Here is a 15,320-nt window from a genome sequence, read left to right as displayed (position 1 = left end):
TCGTTACAGTGGCCTGCATGCCTGAGCCCGCGAGCGCCCTGCCCCCGGGCGTCCCCGCGCCGCCGGGCGGTCACGCGCTGCGGATCGACCCGCGGTCGACCCGGGCCCGCCACCCCCACCTGCCGGTCGTCGAGGAGACCTCCGCGGGCGGTCTGGTGGTGCGGGTCGAGGGCGGCGTGCACGTGGCCGCGGTGATCGCGCGGCGCAACCGCGCGGGCCGGCTGGAGTGGTGCCTGCCCAAGGGCCACCTCGAGGGCGACGAGACGCCGGAGCAGGCGGCCGTCCGCGAGATCGCGGAGGAGACCGGCATCCGGGGCCGCATCGTCCGGCGGCTCGGCGTGATCGACTACTGGTTCACGGGTGACGACCGGCGGGTCCACAAGATGGTGCACCACTATCTCCTCGGTGCGGTCGGCGGCGAGCTGACCGTGGAGGACGACCCGGACGGCGAGGCGGAGGACGTGGCGTGGGTACCGGTGCTGGACCTGCCCGCACGCCTGGCGTACCCGAACGAGCGACGACTGGCCGAGACCGCGCACGTGGTCCTCGTCGGCGAGGCATGAGGCTGCGCGCGAGGCACGTGCGGGCGGGCGTGGCGGCGGTGCTGACCGCCGGCCTGCTCGCGCTGGCCGGCTCCCCGGCGCAGGGCGTCGCGTCCGCGGCACGCCTCGTGGCCACGCCGGCACCCGCGGCACCCTCGACCGAGGACCTGCCGGTGAGCGTGGCCGTCACGGCCGTCGCCCCGCAGGTGCTGACCCCCGGCCAGGACCTCACGGTCACGGCGACGCTGCGCAACGACGGCGACGAGGTCGTCGAGCAGCCGCGCGCCTCGGTCCGCATCTACCGCTACCGCATCTCCTCGCGGGACGAGCTCGACACCTGGGCCCGGTCGGGCGCCTCCAGCCCGATCGGCGACGTCGCGGCCACCACCGCGCTGGAGGGCGACCTCGCCCCCGGGGCGACCGCGACCGTGACCGTGACCGTGCCCGGCACGAGCATCGGGCTGTCCCGGACCGACGACGCCTGGGGCCCGCGCGGCCTGACCCTCGACGTCGGGTCGGCGGCGGGCCGCGTCGGCGTCGACCGGACCTTCCTGCTGTGGGCGTCCGCGGACGAGGTGCCGACCGCGCAGGTCGGCGTGCTGTCGTCCGTCGTCGGCCCCGCGACCGACCCGGCGGCCGCCGCCGCGACCGAGGCCGAGGCGGGCACGGGCCAGGAGCCCGCCCCGACCCCGACGCCCACCGCCTCGGCGGCCGGTGAGGACGACGCGACGGCCGAGGAGCCCGGCGAGTCCGACGCGCGCCTCACCACGCTGACGGCCTCGGGCGGACGGCTGTCGCGGCTCCTGCAGGCCACGGGCGCCTTCCCGTTCGTCACGTGGGCCGTCGACCCGGCGCTGGTGGACCAGGCCGCCACCGGGTCCCGCGCGGCGCAGTCGTGGCTCACGGCGCTCACCGAGGGCGCTGCGGACCGGGAGGTGCTCCGGCTGCCGTGGGCCGACCCCGACCTGTCGGCGATCGCGCACGCGGACGGCCCGACGGACCTGCTCGCGCTCGCACGGGACGTCCCGTCCAGCGCGGGCGAGGCGCTCTGGCAGGACGCCGACCCGGTGCTGTGGGCCGCCGACGACGTGCCGGACCTGGTGACCGCCACCCGCGCCGCGGCCTCGGCGCCGGGCACCCCGCTGGTGGTGGGCCCGGACGCGCTGGCGGCGGAGGACTCCGAGACGCCGAGCGCACCCGCCGCGGTGCAGACGGCCTCGGGCACGGTGACCGCGCTGGTCCCCGACGCCACGCTCACCGAGCTGCTCTCCGACCCGGCGGCGAGCCAGCCCGGGGTCACGGCCGCCACGGCGGCGCAGCGCGTGCTCGCCGAGACCGCCGTGCTGGCCCGGTCCGACGACGCCGGCACGACCTACGTGCTCGCCGCGACGCCGCGGGACTGGGAGCCGACCGCCGCGATCGCCCAGGCCCAGCTCACGGCCCTGCGCGACGCACCCTGGGTGGACACCGCGTCGGTCGCCGACGTGCTCGCCGCCGACGCGGACGGGCAGGCGGACGGCGACGGCGCCCAGCGCGCCGCGCTGCCCCAGACCGACCGGTCCGCCCAGGAGCTCACGCCCGCGTGGGTCAACGCCCTGTCCGCCGAGTGGCGCTCGGCCGGCGAGTTCGCGGCCGTGGTGGACGACCCGAGCGCCCTGCTCGCGGGCCTGCCCGGTGACCTGGTCGCGCCCCTCGCGGTGGCCTGGCGGGACGACCCGGACGGCCGCGGCGCGGCGGTGAACGACGCGCTCGCCGAGGCGAAGGCGCGGCAGTCGGGCCTCTCGGTGCTGCTGAACGAGCAGTTCACGGTGATCTCGAGCTCGGCGCCGGTGCGGGTCGCCGTGCGCAACGAGCTGGACCAGGCCGCGAACGTCCGGGTGGAGCTGCGGCCGCAGAAGGGCTGCCTGGACACCACCAGGTCCGAGCTGACCTCGGTGGACCCGGACGCCGAGACGACCGTCGAGCTCACCCTGCGCGCCACCGCGAACTGCGACGTGACCGTCGACGTCAGCCTGGTCTCCGCCTCCGGGCGCGAGGTCGCCACCCCGGTGACGTTCTCGGCGCGCGTCGCCCCCACGATCGAGAGCGTCGGCGCCATCGTCGTCGGCGTGCTGCTCGCGCTCGCCCTCGGGTTCGGCATCTGGCGCACGATCCGCCGCGGCCAGACCGCGAAGCGCGGCGCCCGCGTCGCGGCCGACGCCGCCGCGGCCGGCACGACGGCGACCCCTCCCCCCGGACGACAGGACCAGCCATGACCACCCCCGCCGCCGCGGGCTCCGCCGACAGCGCGGACCCCGACGGCACCGCGGCCGGCACCACCGCCGGCGGCGGCACGGACCCCGCAGCGGTGACGCCACGCGGCTCGGGCCTCGGCCGCTCGTCGCTGATCATGGCCTCCGGCACCGCGGCCTCCCGCGTGCTCGGCGTCGTCAACACGTCGCTGCTCGGCTGGGCGATCGGGCTTCTCGGAAGCTTCGCCAACTCGTTCTCCGTCGCGAACAAGCTGCCGAACACGCTCTACCTGCTGGTCATCGGCGGCGTGCTCAACGCCGTGCTCGTGCCGCAGGTGGTGCGCGCCTACCGCCGCCCGGACGGCCAGCACTTCGTGGACCGGCTGCTCACCGTCGGCATGGTGCTGCTCGCGGGCCTCACGCTCGTGCTCACCGCGGCGGCGCCGCTGCTGGTCCGGTTCTACTCGAACTTCGCCGACCCCGACGTCACGGCCATCGCGACGGCGCTGGCGTTCTGGTGCATCCCGCAGGTGTTCTTCTACGGCCTGTACTCGCTGCTCGGCCAGGTGCTGAACGCCCGCGGGTCGTTCGGGCCGTACATGTGGGCGCCCGTGGTGAACAACCTGGTGTTCGTCGCCGGGCTGCTCGTCATGGTGCAGGTGTTCGGGCAGGTCGACGAGGACACCGCGGTCGCCGACTGGACCCCGGGTCACACCGCGATGCTGGGCGGCGCCGCGACCCTCGGCATCGTGGTCCAGGCGCTCATCCTGCTCGTGCCGCTCTACCGAAGCGGCTTCCGGTACCGCCCGCGCTGGGGGCTGCGCGGCTCCGGCCTGGGCAGCGCCGGGCGGGTGGCGACCTGGACCTTCCTCGGACTGATCATCGGGCAGGTCGGCGTGTGGCGGATCAGCGTCGTCGCCAGCTCCGTGGACACCACCGGCGCGGCGGGCAACGCCGTCTACGACCGGGCGTTCCTCATCTTCATGCTGCCGCACTCGCTGGTGACGGTCTCCCTGGCGACGGCCCTGTTCACCCGCCTGTCGGGCCGGGCGGCGTCGGGCGACACCGCAGGGGTCCGCGGCGACCTCTCCCTGGGGTTGCGGACGGTCGGCGTCTTCACCGTGCTGGCGACCACCGGGATCGCCGTGCTCGCGTTCCCGCTGGGGCGCGTGCTGTTCCCCGAGTCGACGGACCCCGAGGTGCACGCCCTGGCGCAGACCGTGGTCGCCCTGGTGCTCGGCCTGGTCGCGTTCGGCGTCTGGTCGCTGTGCCAGCGGGTCTACTACGCCTACGAGGACGCCCGCGGCATGGTGCCGATCCAGGTGCTGATGGCGGCCGTCGTCGTCATCGGCACGGAGCTCGGCCACGCGCTGCTCCCGGACACCTCCTGGGTCGCCGCGGCCTGCGCGTCGATGGCGCTGTCCTACGGCATCGGCGCGGTGGTGGCCCTCGTCGCGGTGCGCCGTCGGCTCGGCGGCGTGGACGGGCCGCGGGTCCTCGGGCTGCACCTCAAGGCGCTGGTCGGGGCGGTCGTCGCGGCCGGTGCCGGGCTCGGGCTGCTCGCGCTGCTCGGGCCGGTCGAGACCTGGGGCAGCGCGGTCGTCGCGTGCGTGCTCGGCGCGGTGCTGATGACCGGCGTGTACGTCGGGGTGCTCCTGCTGCTGCGGGTCCGCGAGCTGCGGACGCTGGCGGCGCCGCTGCTGCGACGCGTCGGGCGCGGCTGACCCTCCCGGCGGACACCCGACCGCCCGTCCCGTCTAGCATGACGGGGAGCCCTCGGCCCGGAGCGGGCCCGGCTCGGAGCGCGGACGAGCCGTCCGCGCCGCACCGACGACCGGACGGAGACCACGTGGCGCAGGCCCGCCCCGGCAGCACCGTCGCCGGACGGTACCGTCTCGACGCCCCGCGCCCGGGAGACCTCCCCGGCGGCGAGCGCTGGTCGGCGACCGACCAGATCCTGGCCCGCCCGGTCACGGTCACCCTGGTCTCCGGCCCCCGCGCCGGCGCCGTGCTGGACGCCGCCCGCCGCGCCTCGCTCGTGGTCGACCCCCGCCTCACCCGGATCCTCGACGTCGGCACCGCCGACGGCACGGGCTACGTGGTCACCGCCGCCGTGGAGGGCCGCAGCCTCACGGCGCTCGCCGGTCGCGCCCCGCTGACCGCCGACCAGGCCCGGGCCGTCGTCGGCGAGGCCGCGGCCGCGCTCGAGGCCGCCCGCCGCCGAGGCGTGCACCACCTCGCGCTCCGGCCCGACGTCGTGCTGCTGACCCCGGGCGGCCGGGTCGTGCTCGAGGGCCTCGCGGTCGACGGCGAGCTGCTCGGCGCCGGGGGCGGCAGCGCGCACGCGATGAGCCGTGCGGACACCGTGGGCCTGGTCCGCGTGCTGTACGCGGCGCTCACCGGCCGCTGGCCCGCCGCCGGCGCGGCCACGACCCCCGCGGTGCCGAGCTTCGCGGACTGGTCGGCGGACCGCGGCGCCTCCGCGAAAGCCCCCGCCGCACCGGCGATCGACACCGGCCTCGCCGCCGCCCCCGAGCACGACGGCGCACCTTTGCCGCCGGCGGACCTGGTCGCGGGCGTCCCCGCCGACCTGGACACGCTGTGCGCGGTGACCCTCGGGCCGCACGACGACGGCCCGCACAGCCCCGGGGAGCTCGTCCGCGAGCTCGAGCCGTGGCGCGCGGTCCGCGCCGACGAGATCTTCCGCGCCGCCGACGCCGGCCGCTGGCCCGCCCTGCCCGACCAGACCACCACCGCGCCCGGCGCAGCAGGCACGACCACCGCACCACCGACGGGAAGCAGCCCGATGAGCGACGACCAGCACGGCACCCCCGCGTCCGACGGGGACGCCGCCACCCCGGCGACCGGGACGACGGGAGCGACGGGGGCGGGGGCCGCGGGCGTCGCTGCCGCCGCTGCCGCCGGTGCCGCCGCGGCCGCGCCGGTCGCCCGGCAGTCGGTCCGCTCGGCCTTCGCCGGTCCGCAGGGCCCGGGCACGCGCCGCCCGGGTACCCCGCCGCCGGCCTCGCCGCCCGGGTCCGCGCCGGCCTCGTACCCGCCGGGGCAGGGCGCACGTCCGTCCACCCGGCCGACGCCGGCGGCCGCCACCAGCCCGGCCACCCCGGCCAGCTCGGCCACCTCGGCCACCCCGGCCGCCGCGCCGGCGACGGGTGCCGGCACCGCGGCGACCAGCGAGCCCGAGGTGCCCGTCGTGCCGCCCGCGCGGTCGGCGTCGCCCGCGGAGCCCGAGGCCCCCGGTGCGCTCCCGCCCGCCATCCCGCCGAGCGCCGAGCCCGCACCTCCGGCCATCCCGCCCGCCTCTGCCGCCTCGACCGCCACAGCCGCGTCGACCGCGCCCACCGCCGAGGGCGCCGCGACCGCTGAGGACACGGACGTCGAGCCGGACCCCGCCACGCTCGCCGTCGCGGGCATCACCGGCATCGAGGACGAGCGCACCGCGGCGAGCACGACCGCGGCGCCCGCTGCCGCGGCGCCCCGGCGCACCACCTCGGCGTTCACCGGCCGGGAGGTTCCCCCCGCCGCGTCCGCTCCCGAGCCCGAGGCGGCGACCACCCGCGTCGCCCCCGTGCCCGAACCCGACGTCGAGCCCGCTGAGCCCGCCGAGCCCGGCGGCCCCGCCGCGTCCGCCGGCCCCGCGTGGGACCTGCCCTTCCCGGCCGAGCAGCCCGCGTCGGCCCTGACGCAGCGCCGGTTCGACCCGACGCGGTGGGTGCTCGGCGCCGTCGCGGTCGCCGTGGTCGTCGGCGTGGTCATCGCGATCGGCAACGTGCTGTCCCCGTTCGGATCGGGTGACGCGGACGCGGAGTCCGCCCCCGTCCCGACGGCGTCGGCCCCCGCCGTGGAGGCCCCGGCCGAGGGCGAGGCGCCGGCGGAGGGCGAGGAGCCCGCGCCGGCCACGGCTCCGCCCGCGATCGCGGCGATCAGCACCATCGACCCGTCGGACGGGGACGGCGAGCACGAGGAGCTCGTCGGCCGGCTGAACGACGGCGACCCGGCGACGACCTGGTACACCCACACGTACAACCGCCCGGACTACGCGGGGTTCAAGGACGCGGTGGGCATCGTGATCACCCTGCAGGCCCCGGCCACGGTCACGTCGGTCACGCTGGACAGCGTGGGCACCGGCGGCAACGTCGAGGTCCGGTCCACCGACGCGGCCAACCCGACGGCCGGCGACGTCCTGGCGGGCGGTGCGCTCGCCTCGCCGCAGACCGTCCTGACGCTCGCGCAGCCGACGGAGACCCAGAGCATCGTGCTGTGGTTCACGTCGCTCTCCCAGACGCCCGACGGCGGCAACAAGATCGAGCTGTCGAGCGTCGCCGTCTCCTGACGGCGCCGGAACAGACCGCGCCTAGGATCTGTTCTTCCGCAGCAACTGACGTCCACGACATCGAGGAAGCACCGTGACCGAGACCCCCGTCCGCGACATCGTCATCGTCGGCTCCGGACCCGCCGGGTACACCGCCGCGATCTACGCGGCGCGCGCGGGCCTGTCGCCGTACGTGGTCGCCGGTTCGGTGACCGCGGGCGGTGCGCTGATGAACACCACCGACGTCGAGAACTTCCCCGGCTTCCCCGACGGGATCCTCGGCCCGGACCTGATGGACAACCTGCAGAAGCAGGCCGAGCGGTTCGGCGCCGAGGTGCTGTGGGACGACGCCGTCTCCCTCGACCTCGCCGGCCCGGTCAAGACGATCGTCACCGGCGGCGGCGAGACCATCCACGCTCGCGCCGTCATCCTGTCCACCGGCTCCGCCTACCGGGAGCTGGGCCTGGACGACGAGAAGCGGCTCTCGGGCCGTGGCGTGTCCTGGTGCGCGACCTGCGACGGGTTCTTCTTCAAGGACCAGGACATCATCGTGGTCGGCGGCGGTGACTCCGCGGTCGAGGAGGCCACGTTCCTGACCCGGTTCGGCAAGTCCGTGACGATGGTGCACCGCCGCGACGAGCTCCGGGCGTCCAAGATCATGGCCGACCGCGCCAAGAACGACCCGAAGATCCAGTTCGCCTGGAACTCCGAGGTCGTCGGCATCCACGGCCAGGACAAGGTCACCGGCGTGACGCTGCGCGACACGATCACCGGCGAGACCCGCGAGCACGACGCGACCGGCATCTTCGTCGCGATCGGCCACGTGCCGCGCACCGAGCTGCTGGTCGGCCAGGTCGACCTGGACGAGAACGGCTACATCGTCGTCGAGGGCCGGTCCACGCGGACCAACCTGCCGGGGGTGTTCGCGGCCGGTGACGCCGTGGACCACACCTACCGCCAGGCGATCACCGCGGCCGGCTCCGGGTGCTCGGCCGCGCTCGACGCCCAGCACTACCTCGCCGCCCTCGGCGACGTGGACCCCGCGTCCCCGGCGGACATCCCGCCGGCCGTCGAGGCCGCCACCGTCGACGCCGCGGACGCGCTGAGCGCCCAGGGCGCCGACACCGCCGCGGCCGCGGCGGCCGCAGGGCACTGACCCGGGCATGACCACGGCCCTCGCGGTGACCGGGGAGACCTTCGAGCAGGAGGTCCTCCGGTCGCCGCTGCCCGTCGTCGTCGACTTCTGGGCGGACTGGTGCGTGCCCTGCCGCATGGTCACGCCGGTCCTGGAGGAGCTCGCCGACGCGTACGCCGGCCGCCTCCGGTTCGTCGCGGTCGACACGGAGGCCGAGCCCGAGCTGGCCCGCCGGTACGGCGTGCTGTCCATCCCGACGCTGTACGTCTTCCACGACGGTGAGCTCGTGCGCGCGCTGACCGGCGCCCGGGAGAAGCTCGCGTACGCCGCGGAGCTCGACGGCGCGCTGGCGGAGATCGCCACGTCCTGAGCGCGCCGGCTCGCCCAGCGGTCGCGGAGGGTGTGTGCACGTGCGGCGCGCCCGTCGTGGACGCGCCGCTGGTGGCGCCGGACGGCGTGGCACACTCGGGAGATGACCGCGACTCCGCGGCCCGGCGAGTCGTCGGGCCCCCTCCCGACGCCCGCCGCCGGCACCCGGCTCGACCGGTGGCTCGGCTCCTACGCCGAGCGCACGCACGGCATGCGCGCCTCTGAGATCCGCGCCCTCTTCGCCGTGGCGAACAGGCCCGAGGTGGTGTCCCTCGCCGGCGGCATGCCGTACCTCGAGGGGCTGCCCCTCGACGTCATCGGCGAGCTCGCCCAGCGCGTCGTCGCCACGCGCGGCACCACGGCGCTGCAGTACGGCTCCGGCCAGGGCGACGAGACCCTGCGCGAGCAGATCCTCGAGGTCATGAGGCTCGAGGGCATCGACGCGCACCCGGACGACGTGGTCGTCACCACCGGGTCGCAGCAGGCGCTCGACCTCGTGACCCGGCTGTTCATCGACCCGGGCGACGTCGTCGTCGCGGAGGCGCCGTCCTACGTCGGCGCCCTCGGCGTCTTCCGCGCGTACGAGGCGGACGTCGTGCACGTCCCGCTCGACGCGGACGGCCTCGTCCCCGAGGCGCTCGAGACCACGCTCGCGGACCTCGCCCGCCAGGGCCGGCGTGTGAAGTTCCTGTACACCATCCCGAACTTCCACAACCCGGCCGGCGTCACCCTGTCCGCCGAGCGCCGCCCGCGCATCCTGGAGATCGCCGCGCGGTACGGCGTGCTCGTCATCGAGGACAACCCCTACGGGCTGCTCGGCTTCGACGGCGACCCCATCCCCGCGATGCGCTCCGCCGACGACGAGGGCGTCATCTACCTCGGGTCGTTCTCCAAGACGTTCGCGCCCGGCTACCGGGTCGGCTGGGCCGTCGCGCCGCACGCCGTGCGGGAGAAGCTCGTCCTCGCCTCCGAGTCGGCGATCCTCTGCCCCTCCAACGCCTCCCAGCTCGCGATCAGCGGCTACCTGGCGACGTGCGACTGGAAGGGCCAGGTGAAGGCGTTCCGCGAGCTGTACCGCGAGCGGCGCGACGCCATGGTCGGCGCGCTCGCCGAGCACCTGCCCGACGCCACCTGGACCGTCCCCGACGGCGGTTTCTACACGTGGGTGCGGCTGCCGGACGGGCTCCACGCGAAGGCGATGCTGCCGCGCGCCGTCACCGCGCGCGTCGCGTACGTGCCCGGGACCGCCTTCTACGCCGACGGGCAGGGCGCCGACCACATGCGGCTGTCGTTCTGCTTCCCGACGCCCGAGCGGATCCGCGAGGGCGTGCGCCGCCTCGCGGGGGTCGTGGCGGGCGAGAGCGAGCTGGTGTCGCTGTTCGGCACCGGCGGCGCCCGGGCGGGCGACGACGTGCAGTCCCCCGGCCCGGACCTCGCCTGATCCGGCCTGAACCGGCTTTCCCCGTTCCATCCCGACGGTCGCACCGGCGGCCACCCTCGTCCAGGAGGACCCGCGTGCCGCACGACTCTGCCCCCGCCAGCCCGCGCGTCGTCGTCCTCGCGGGCGGCCTGTCCCACGAGCGCGACGTCTCGCTGCGGTCCGGCCGTCGGGTGGCCGAGGCGCTGCGCACCGCGGGGCTCGAGGTCGCCGTCCACGACGTCGACGCCGACCTGGTGCCGGCGCTCACCGAGACCCGGCCCGACCTGGTGTGGCCGCTGCTGCACGGCGCGAGCGGCGAGGACGGGTCCGTGCGGGACGTGCTGGAGCTGCTCGGCGTGCCCAGCCTCGGGACGGGCCCGCGCGCCAGCCGGGTCGCGTGGAGCAAGCCCATCGCCAAGACGTCGGTGACCCGCGCGGGCCTCGCCACGCCGGAGTTCGTGACGCTCCCCCAGAGCCTGTTCCGCGAGCTGGGGGCCAACCGCGTGCTCGACGCGGTGGTCGCCAGGCTCGGCCTCCCGCTGGTCGTGAAGCCGTCCCGCGGTGGCTCGGCGCTGGGCGTCACCCTGGTGCGCAGCGCCGAGGACCTGCCGCGCGCGATGGTGGCCTGCTTCGCGTACGGCGACACCGCGCTGATCGAGCGCGCGGTCGAGGGCGTCGAGGTGGCAGTGGGCGTCGTGGAGCTGGACGGCGAGCCCGTCGCGCTGCCGGCCGTCGAGGTGGTCACCGACGGTCCCTACGACTACGACGCGCGCTACAACCCCGGCCGCACCGAGTACTTCGCGCCGGCGCGCCTCTCGGACGACCTCGCGCAGCGCGCCGCCGAGGTCGCGGTGGCCGCCCACCAGGTCCTCGGTCTGCGGCACCTGTCCCGCACCGACCTCATCATCGACGGGGACGGGCAGCCGTGGTTCCTCGAGGTGAACGTCGCCCCGGGCATGACCGAGACGTCGCTCTTCCCGCAGGCCGCGGAGGCCGGCGGGCACCACCTGCCGACCCTGTACCGGCGCCTGGTCGAGACCGGCCTGCGCGACGCCTGACGCGCCCGCCCCAGGTCAGGGGCGGAAGATGCCCGGGTCGTCCGGCGCCAGGCTGGACAGGATCCGGTTGAGGTCCTGCACCGACGCGAACTCCACGGTCAGCTTGCCCCGCTGCTTGCCGAGGTCGACCTTCACGCGGGTCTCGAAGCGGTCCGACAGCCGGCTCGCCAGGTCGTCGAGCGCCTCGTTCCGCACGCCGGCGCGTGTCCGGCGCGGCTGACGACGACCCTCGCCGTCCGCGCCGAGCGCCACGATCTCCTCGACGGCACGGACCGAGAGGCCCTCTGCCACGATGCGCTGCGCCAGCCGCTCGATGGCCGCGCCGTCGCTCAACCCCAGCAGCGCTCGGGCGTGGCCGGCCGACAGCACGCCCGCAGCGACGCGGCGCTGCACGAGCGGGGGCAGCCGGAGCAGGCGCAGCGTGTTCGAGATCTGCGGGCGCGAGCGGTGGATGCGCTGCGCGAGCTCGTCGTGCGTGCACCCGAAGTCGTCCAGCAGCTGCTGGTACGCGGCCGCCTCCTCCAGCGGGTTCAGCTGGGACCGGTGCAGGTTCTCCAGCAGCGCGTCGCGCAGCAGGTCCCCGTCCTCGGTCTGCCGGACGATGGCCGGCACGGTCGCGAGCCCCGCGGCCTGGGTCGCGCGCCAGCGCCGCTCCCCCATGATCAGCTCGTACCCGTCGTCGACCGGGCGGACGACGATGGGCTGCAGGACGCCGATCTCGCGGATCGACCCGACCAGCTCCTCCAGCGCGTCCTCGTCGAAGACCGTGCGCGGCTGCTTCGGGTTCGGACGGATCGACCCGACCGGGAGCTCGGCGAACGACACGCCGGGGACCGGCAGCAGGCCGTCGGGGTCGACCTCGCGGGCGCCGGGCGTCCCCTCCTGGGTCTCCGTGGGGACGGTGGCGTCCTCGGCGGGGCTCAGGGGCGCCTTCGCGGCGTTTCCGCTGGTCAGCGGCTCGCCGCCGTGCGCGACGGCGTGACCGTTCTCGGCCACCTCGGCGCTGCGGTCCGGGAAGAAGACGTCGACGGGGCGGTCGCCGCTGCGGGTCTCGAGACCCGTCGGGATCAGTGCGCCCAGGCCACGCCCGAGCCCACGCCGCTTCTCGCTCACACGTCCTCCTTCTGCCGGGTCGCGGTGGTTCCGCGCTCGGCGAGCTCTCGCGCTGCCTCCAGGTAGGCGAGCGCACCGCTCGAGCCCGGATCGTACGTCAGGACGGTCTGCCCGTAGGACGGCGCCTCCGACACCCGCACCGACCGCGGCACGGTGGTCCGCAGCGTCTTCTCCGGGAAGTGCTCGCGGACCTCCTGCGCGACCTGCTGCGCCAGGTTGGTCCGGCCGTCGTACATCGTCAGGAGGATCGTCGACACGTGCAGGCCGCGGTTCAGGTGCGCCTGGATCAGCTCGATGGACTTCAGCAGCTGGCTCAGGCCCTCCAGCGCGTAGTACTCGCACTGGATCGGGATCAGCACCTCGTCCGCGACCACGAACGCGTTGACCGTCAGCAGACCGAGGCTCGGCGGGCAGTCGACCAGCACGTAGTCGATGCGCGGCTCGCCGTTCGCCACCCGCTCCTCGAAGTAGGTGGTCAGCGCGCGGCGCAGGCGCGTCTCCCGGGCCACCATCGACACGAGCTCGATCTCCGCGCCCGACAGGTCGATCGTCGCCGGCACGCACCACAGGTTCGGCACGTCGGGGCTCGCGTGCACCGCGGTCGCCAGCGGCGCCCCGTCCACCAGCACGTCGTAGACCGAGGTGACGCCGGCGCGGTGGTCGATGCCCAGCGCCGTCGACGCGTTGCCCTGCGGGTCGTTGTCGATCACGAGGACGTGCAGACCCGACTGGGCGAGCGCGGCGGCGAGGTTGACCGTGGTGGTGGTCTTGCCGACCCCGCCCTTCTGGTTCGCGACCGTGATCACCCGGGTGTGGTCCGGCTTCGGGAACCGGCGGCCGCGCAGCTCGATACGCCTGCGTGCGTCCTGCCGGAGCTCGGCCATCAACGGGGTGTCGTCGTCCGCCGGCGGCAGGCTCTCCACCAGCGCGGCGCGGCGGCGCTCGTCGGTGTCGTCCGGCGCCCAGCGGCTCGGGTCCGTCGTCACGGGCGATGTCCCTTCGTCGAGCGGCGCGGTCGACCGGACCGGCTCTCAGTTCCACGTGAAACACGGACCGGCCGCGCAGGCTCGCCCGGACCCGTCTTCTCCACGACGACCACACTGGTCGGTTCCAGCCCGGGCAGCGTCGGTGCGACGAGGATCTCGGCCGCTGCACCGCCGAGCCGCTGACCTGCAGAGACGGCCGCGTCGGCCTCCTCGCGAGCCCGCCCGCCCTTGAGCGCCACCAGGCGGCCGCCGACCTTCAGCAGCGGCAGCGTCCACCCGTAGAGCTTGTCCAGCGCCGCGACGGCGCGGGCCGTGACGGCGTCGGCGGCCAGCAGGTCGATCTGGTCCTCGGCACGGCCACGGACGACGGTCACATTGCCCAGACCGATGGTGGTGACGACCTCCGACAGCCAGTCCGTCCGCCGCTCCATCGGCTCGAGGAGCACGACCTGGCCCCGGGGGCGCATCGCGGCGACCACGACGCCGGGCAGACCGGCGCCGCTACCCACGTCGACGATCGTGCCGGTCTCCGGCAGGAACGGGACGACGGCGGCGGAGTTGACCAGGTGGCGTTCCCAGAGGCGAACCACCTCGCGCGGGCCGACGAGGCCGCGCAGCACGCCCTCGTCGCGCAGCATCGCGTGGAACTGCTGGATCGCCGGCCACGCCTCGCCGAACAGCTCGGGCAGGCGGGCGTCGCCCTCCAAGGGGTCGGCAGCGAGGTCAGGCGCTTCGTCGTCGCGCGCTGGTACCGACTCCGACCGCACAGCACTCCCCTGGTCTCGGGATCCGGGTGGTGCGCGGTGCCGGTTCGGCACGTCCTGCGCACGTGATGTTCTACGGTACCGCGCCGCACCGACGCGACTGGCGAGGACCGGGCTGCGGGGCCGCGTTTCACGTGGAACGGTTGGTCCGGGGTGGTTCTCGTCTAGCAGTTGGACGCGGCGCACCTTGACCGGTTGGTCGCATCTCAGGTCGAACGGGTCGTCGGGGGCGCGTTTCACGTGGAACGGTCGGTCGGGGTGGGAGCCGACCGCCATCCGCACGGGCGAAAAGCGCGCAGTTGCACGTGGAACGCACGCAGTCGTGCCGCCGCCTGGCCTCCTCAGCAGGCCGTCTCGACCTCGTGCCCGCCCGGGTCGTTCCACGTGGAACTGTGATGTTGAGCTCGCGACCTAGCCCGCACCGCGCGCGCGCCGCGCCTTGAGGGGTAGTCACTGAAGGAGCTTCCCGCGGGTGCGGGCGGCGCCATGCGCCTTCCGGGCCCGGGCACCGGTGCAGGTAGGCGCCGTCAGCCTAGGAAGGCACTCACGCGCCGCTAGCGCCGATTCCACACACAGAGAATCCCCCACTGATCCCGATCTCGGCGGCTCGGGGGCCGCAGGCACTCAGCGACTCCGCAGGTGCACGACGGCCGTTCGGGCCATCGACGAAGCCGCGGGCTGTGCCTGCGGAACTAGCGTCGGGCGACCCCAGCGGCGGCCGCGTGGGCGCCGGCGCGCCCCGTGCCCGGGCGCGGGGCGCGGCGTGGGAGAGAGCCGTTGCGGTCCCGTCCCTCGCCCACGCGTTTCACGTGGAACACGCCGCCGATCCACGCGCGGTTCAGCTTCCCCCTAGCGCCGCTCGTTCGACCCTGGACTCGTGGCGGGTCACCCGACGTCGCAAGGCGAGCCGGGCAACGCATAACTGCTCCGGCGAGGATGTGGTTCCACGTGGAACGTCGACGGGCACCCACCTTGGCGAGCCCGGCACGGACTCGCGGACGGGGCCACAACCATGGTCCGCGGGCGTAGGACGCGCTCCGATCCTGCGCGTCGTGGGTGGCGTCGGCCGCGGTCGAGTTCTCGTGAGCGCCGTCTGCGGCCCCGGCGGGTGGACCTCGCACCTCGCGATCACGGCGACTCCGGCCGCGATGTCGACCTACCGCCCGCGGCCGCCTCGGCTCACCACCCGCACACCGCCCGCTCTCCGTAGCCCCTGTTCCGAGCCTAGGGGCGTCACGCACGAGACCACCGATCGCACCGCCCGCATCCCCACTCCCCCGCCATCCCCCGCCATCCGCCGCCGTGCTCACCCGTGCTCGTCGCCAGCCGCACGGCATACCGCGCGCGCCCGACGCCAACCGACCAGACCCCG

Annotated in this window: 11 protein-coding genes; 8 read left to right on the top strand and 3 right to left on the bottom strand. The window is 75.4% G+C overall.

All coding sequences use genetic code 11. From position 1 onward, the window contains the following. The first annotated feature begins 17 nt into the window (after positions 1–17). The 8 genes from ACWPWW_RS11615 (at position 18) to ACWPWW_RS11580 (ending at position 11,085) form a co-directional block, all read left to right on the top strand. A complete protein-coding gene (locus ACWPWW_RS11615) occupies positions 18–563 on the top strand; it encodes an NUDIX hydrolase (RefSeq protein WP_454050535.1) in 546 nt (181 codons plus the stop codon). After that, complete coding sequence (locus ACWPWW_RS11610) at positions 560–2,797, top strand: DUF6049 family protein (RefSeq protein WP_454050534.1); 2,238 nt, start codon at positions 560–562, stop codon at positions 2,795–2,797. Before ACWPWW_RS11615 ends, ACWPWW_RS11610 begins: the two co-directional genes overlap by 4 nt. Then, positions 2,794–4,497 carry a murein biosynthesis integral membrane protein MurJ gene (gene murJ, locus ACWPWW_RS11605; RefSeq protein ID WP_454050533.1) on the top strand — a complete coding sequence of 568 codons (1,704 nt, stop codon included), beginning with the start codon at positions 2,794–2,796 and terminating at the stop codon, positions 4,495–4,497. Before ACWPWW_RS11610 ends, murJ begins: the two co-directional genes overlap by 4 nt. Before the next feature lie 125 nt (positions 4,498–4,622). Beyond that, positions 4,623–7,124 carry a protein kinase family protein gene (locus ACWPWW_RS11600; RefSeq protein WP_454050532.1) on the top strand — a complete coding sequence of 834 codons (2,502 nt, stop codon included), beginning with the start codon at positions 4,623–4,625 and terminating at the stop codon, positions 7,122–7,124. Between the two features lie 73 nt (positions 7,125–7,197). Further along, a complete protein-coding gene (trxB, locus tag ACWPWW_RS11595; RefSeq protein ID WP_454050531.1) occupies positions 7,198–8,259 on the top strand; it encodes a thioredoxin-disulfide reductase in 1,062 nt (353 codons plus the stop codon). 7 nt (positions 8,260–8,266) lie between these two features. After that, positions 8,267–8,608, top strand: a complete 342-nt coding sequence (gene trxA, locus ACWPWW_RS11590; protein WP_454050530.1) for a thioredoxin — start codon at positions 8,267–8,269, stop codon at positions 8,606–8,608. A 102-nt stretch (positions 8,609–8,710) separates the two neighbouring features. After that, positions 8,711–10,048: an aminotransferase-like domain-containing protein gene (locus ACWPWW_RS11585; protein WP_454050529.1), complete on the top strand. Its 1,338-nt coding sequence runs from the start codon at positions 8,711–8,713 to the stop codon at positions 10,046–10,048. Between the two features lie 74 nt (positions 10,049–10,122). Then, positions 10,123–11,085, top strand: a complete 963-nt coding sequence (locus tag ACWPWW_RS11580; RefSeq protein ID WP_454050528.1) for a D-alanine--D-alanine ligase family protein — start codon at positions 10,123–10,125, stop codon at positions 11,083–11,085. Positions 11,086–11,100: 15 nt separating this feature from the next. Here ACWPWW_RS11580 and ACWPWW_RS11575 read toward each other — a convergent pair whose 3' ends face one another. The 3 genes from ACWPWW_RS11575 to rsmG are packed head-to-tail and all read right to left on the bottom strand — an operon-like array spanning position 11,101 to position 14,224. Continuing rightward, positions 11,101–12,198, bottom strand: a complete 1,098-nt coding sequence (locus ACWPWW_RS11575) for a ParB/RepB/Spo0J family partition protein (RefSeq protein ID WP_454050527.1) — start codon at positions 12,196–12,198, stop codon at positions 11,101–11,103. Beyond that, the gene (locus ACWPWW_RS11570) at positions 12,195–13,184 is read right to left on the bottom strand and encodes a ParA family protein (RefSeq protein ID WP_454050526.1); all 990 of its coding nucleotides are present in this window, start codon (positions 13,182–13,184) and stop codon (positions 12,195–12,197) included. Before ACWPWW_RS11570 ends, ACWPWW_RS11575 begins: the two co-directional genes overlap by 4 nt. Then, a complete protein-coding gene (gene rsmG / locus ACWPWW_RS11565) occupies positions 13,181–14,224 on the bottom strand; it encodes a 16S rRNA (guanine(527)-N(7))-methyltransferase RsmG (RefSeq protein ID WP_454050525.1) in 1,044 nt (347 codons plus the stop codon). Before rsmG ends, ACWPWW_RS11570 begins: the two co-directional genes overlap by 4 nt. Positions 14,225–15,320: the final 1,096 nt, after the last annotated feature.

It is taken from the genome of Cellulomonas sp. Marseille-Q8402 (genome assembly GCF_965119525.1).
The sequence above is the reverse complement of the archived record's forward strand: the minus strand, read 5'-3'. Positions and strand labels throughout refer to the sequence as shown.